The sequence below is a fragment of the Bradyrhizobium sp. genome (assembly GCF_049691595.1).
Taxonomy (GTDB): Bacteria; Pseudomonadota; Alphaproteobacteria; order Rhizobiales; family Xanthobacteraceae; genus Bradyrhizobium.
Genome location: NZ_JBAVNZ010000499.1, coordinates 1 through 3,779 on the forward strand (window position 1 = coordinate 1; position 3,779 = coordinate 3,779).

At 63.2% G+C, this 3,779-nt stretch carries 4 protein-coding genes; 1 reads left to right on the plus strand and 3 read right to left on the minus strand.

Annotation, left to right across the window (positions count from 1 at the left end):
- A partial coding sequence (locus WCE35_RS20745; protein ID WP_424595189.1) for an NAD(P)H-dependent flavin oxidoreductase occupies positions 1–1,043 on the minus strand: 1,043 nt, incomplete at its 3' end.
- A gap of 203 nt (positions 1,044–1,246) precedes the next feature.
- On the opposite strand from WCE35_RS20745, the gene WCE35_RS20750 reads away from it, so the two are divergent.
- The gene (locus tag WCE35_RS20750) at positions 1,247–2,137 is read left to right on the plus strand and encodes a LysR substrate-binding domain-containing protein (protein ID WP_424595190.1); all 891 of its coding nucleotides are present in this window, start codon (positions 1,247–1,249) and stop codon (positions 2,135–2,137) included.
- Between the two features lie 60 nt (positions 2,138–2,197).
- Here WCE35_RS20750 and WCE35_RS20755 read toward each other — a convergent pair whose 3' ends face one another.
- Together WCE35_RS20755 and WCE35_RS20760 are read right to left on the minus strand one after the other, a co-directional pair.
- Complete coding sequence (locus WCE35_RS20755) at positions 2,198–2,563, minus strand: hypothetical protein (protein WP_424595191.1); 366 nt, start codon at positions 2,561–2,563, stop codon at positions 2,198–2,200.
- A 59-nt stretch (positions 2,564–2,622) separates the two neighbouring features.
- Entirely contained in the window at positions 2,623–3,660 is a 1,038-nt protein-coding gene (locus tag WCE35_RS20760; RefSeq protein ID WP_424595192.1) for a thermonuclease family protein, read from the minus strand.
- Between the last annotated feature and the right edge of the window lie 119 nt (positions 3,661–3,779).

Genomic DNA, 3,779 nt, shown 5'->3' on the forward strand with positions numbered 1-3,779 from the left:
GCGCCGGCCAGCGCCCGGGTCAGCTCGGCGGCAGGCATTTCGCGCCCGAGCCGCACCGCCTGCCCGGCCCAAAGATTGGTGAAATCGACCCTGCCGAGCTTTTCGGCCGCCGCCTTGAGCGGCGCAAGGCCGGTCGCGGCATGCGGAAACGCGGGCGCATCCGGCGAAATCGGCCCGACCTCGCGCATCACCCGGTTGACGACGCCGCGCGCTGGACGGCCGGTCATGACATTGGTGATGACGGTGGAATCGTCCCGCGCCTCGGCCAATGCCACGCGCGCAGGCGCAATCACCTTCGATTCCGGGCAGCGCAGATAGGCGCTGCCGATCTGCACGCCCGATGCGCCGAGCGCGAACGCCGCCGCGATGCCGCGCCCGTCGGCGATGCCGCCCGCCGCGATCACCGGCACTTTCACCGCATCGACCACCTGCGGCACCAGGGCGAACGTGCCGGGCTGCCCGGCAATGCTGTCGGTCAAAAACATGCCGCGATGGCCGCCCGCCTCGGCGCCCTGCGCGATGACGACGTCGGCGCCGTTCTGCTCGAGCCAGACCGCCTCCCTCACGATGGTCGCCGACGACATCACGGTCGAGCCGGCGGCCTTGACGCGCCTGAGCAACGCCTGGTCCGGCAGGCCGAAATGGAAACTGACGACTTCCGGCTTCAGCTCCTCGACCAGCGCGCACATCGTCTCATCGAACGGCGCCCGGCTGGCGGCGGTGACCAGCGCCGCCGGATCGAGGCCCAGCTCGCTGTAATAGGGCACAAGCCGCTGCCGCCATCCGGCTTCGCGCTTCGGGTCGGCATCGACAGGCTTTTGGCAGAAGAAGTTCATGTTGACCGGCGCTGAAACGCGCTGGCGAATGATGCCCATCTGCTCGCGGGCCTTTTCCGCCGTGATCATCGCACACGGCAACGAGCCCAGCGCGCCGCCCTGCGCGGCGGCGATGACGAGGTCCGCGTCCATCACCCCCGCCATCGGCGCCTGCACGATGGGAAATTCGGTCTTGAAGAGATCGATAATTCGGCGGTCGGGCCACATCGGTCTGCTCGTTCGCTGAGGGGTGGATTGGGTGCGGATCAGGCCTGCGAGACAATCGACGAATTGCGCCGCCCGCGTCCGAGGCAGGCTTTCGCTCGAAAACCCTCACTTGCCCTGGACAGCGAGATTACGCCTGACTACCATTCTCGAAAAATGAATACTAGAGAACGCTGCCATCTCAATCATGAAACGAGGGCCGGTGCATGGAATTGACGGATCTCCTGACCTTTTCGACCGTCGCACGCCTCGGTGGCGTCACCCGCGCCGCCGATGAACTCAACACCGTGCAATCCAACGTCACCCAGCGGGTGAAGGCACTGGAAGCCGAAATCGGCACCGCCCTGTTCGAGCGGCACAGCCGCGGGATGACGCTGACCGGCGCCGGCCGCCGGCTGCTGCCTTATGCGCAGCGCATGGCCGCGCTGTCGCGCGAGGCGGTGCTGGCGGCGCGCGACGATGGCGAGCCGAAAGGACCGCTGGCGATCGGATCGCTGGAGACGACGGCGGCCGTACGCATGCCCTCGCTGCTCGCCGAATTTCATCGGCGCTTTCCGGCGGTGCGGTTGACGCTGCGGACCGCGCCGACCGCGGAGCTGGTTGCGCTGGTGCTCGACGGCGCGCTGGACGGCGCCTTTGTCGCCGGCCCGATCGACCATGCCGAACTCACGGCCACCACGGCATTCAGGGAAGAACTGGTGCTCGTCACCGCGCGGCGCTGGGAGAGCCTTGCCAGCCTGCGCGCCGGCACGCCGGAATCCGGACCCACCGCACTGGTGTTCCGCAGCGGCTGCACCTACCGGCAGCGGCTGGAGCAGGTGCTTTCGGAGTTCGGCTGGCCGTCGGCTGCGCGATTCGAATTGGGCACGCTCGACGGCATGATCGGCTGCGTCGCCGCCGGCATGGGGGTGACGCTGCTGCCCCGCGCCGTGGTCGAGGGTAACGGGCAAAATGGAAACATCCGCATCCACACGCTGGACGCATCGCTGTCGCAGGTCGACACCTTGTTCATCCAGCGCCGCAGCGCTCATTCATACAGCGCGCTGCGGGGTTTTGTTTGCTGCCTGAATGCAGCCGGTCAGGCCATTGCCGCCTGAGGCTCCGGTGCCGCCAGGAGCGCCGGCAGGGCCAGGAGATCGTGACCCGATGACCAGCAGTCAACACGTATCGATACAAGTTTCGCCCCGAACCGCGTCAAAGAGTTCCTTCGCGAGCGGGCTGCCGTTGGTCCCGGTGTCGCCGGACACCATGACAACGACCACATTGCCCACACAGGTCATGACCGCGAAGAAATTATCTCGCGTTCCACCGACGCCCAGATTGTCGTGCTTGATGTTTTGAAGATTGTGCCTCGCAGCCTGATCCCTTGCGAAGCTCAGGCATACGCGCTCGTTCGGCGCCTTTGTTGGCCCCTTGAAATAGAACAGGGACGCCGCAGATGCTGGCGTCCACAATGCCGTGATCGACAACGCGCACACGATCAGCAGTCCACCGATTCCACTGCGCACGGCTGGATTTGACATCGACACCTCCACTGACTTTGCTGCCGCCCGAAATCACGATCGCGATATCACCGCGGCTCCTAGAACCGCGTAATCGGCTTGCCATCGGAGCCGATCAACGCCGACGGCGCTTCGCTGAACACCAACCCGTCCGGTTCGAACTTGATGGTCTTTCCTGCGATGACAAATTCATCAAAGGTTCTGTGGGTGGCGGAATGAACGCCGTTGGCCAGAAAATCCGCCGTCACAAAACATACGTCGGGCTTGCCGTTGGATCCGGCCGCCAGAAATTTCTGGAACGTCTGGTTGGTTACCTTGACCTTGTTGCGCGCCGACCAGTTGGTGTAGCGCCGATAGAGTTTTGGCAGGATGACCGGCCCTTTGTCGGACGCGAGCACAGTCAGGTCGTTTTTTTTGGGCTCAAGCAAGTTGAAGTTAAACTGACCAATCGACTTGCTGAGCAATTTCCAGGCGGCGCTTTTGTTGGCGCGAGCCGTCCTGGCCAGGCCCAGCAGCGTGTTGATTTCATCGTTGGTCATCGATGAATAGAACGTCGGAAATGCCCAGCCGTGTTCCACCAGCCATTGATTGATGTTGACGAGTTTTCCTCCGATCGTGACCTCGATGTCGCCGACGAGCCTGCCGTAGGTATCGAAGGCTTCGCCAGGTTCGTCGACCTGGGTGAAGACGTGGCAATCCAGCGCGGGATGTCCGGCCGTAGCCAGAAAGTCGCGCAGCGCTTTGGTGGACGTTGCTCCCAGGAATTGCCGGTAGGGATGCGTCACCAAATGGTAAGCATTAAGTTTAGCTGCACTTAAGCCCTTCTTCTCGATGGGTGAAAGCGGGCTTGGCTGATAGTGCAATTCGGTGGCGTCGATTCCCTGCAACCGGATTGTCACTTGCCCATTCTTGATCGCCAGTTTTCTCGTTCGGCCCTTCACGATCGCATGGTCGAACACATGCGTCGGGTGAAACGGCGCCGAACTGTTCTTTCTGAATTCGATGGCGTCGGGTGACACCGTGAGCAATATCTTGGTGGTGTCCGCGTCCGATCGCCCCGTTGGCCAGAATTGATCGAGCGCAATACTGCCCCGCATCTGGAGTAGACCCGCAACCATCGCTGCCTCCCACCGGCTAAATTGTTAAGCACTGAAATTGATCTACGACTTGAGCTGGGCCTTGATGGTTTCCGCCGCCCGCAGTGCAAGCGCGGCGATGGTCGAGGTCGGATTTGCCG

Bases quoted from the DNA above. Each gene is read 5' to 3' on its own strand.
- WCE35_RS20750 (WP_424595190.1), top strand. From the start codon at position 1,247: ATGGAATTGACGGATCTCCTGACCTTTTCGACCGTCGCACGCCTCGGT.
- WCE35_RS20755 (WP_424595191.1), bottom strand. From the start codon at position 2,563: ATGTCAAATCCAGCCGTGCGCAGTGGAATCGGTGGACTGCTGATCGTG.
- WCE35_RS20760 (WP_424595192.1), bottom strand. From the start codon at position 3,660: ATGGTTGCGGGTCTACTCCAGATGCGGGGCAGTATTGCGCTCGATCAA.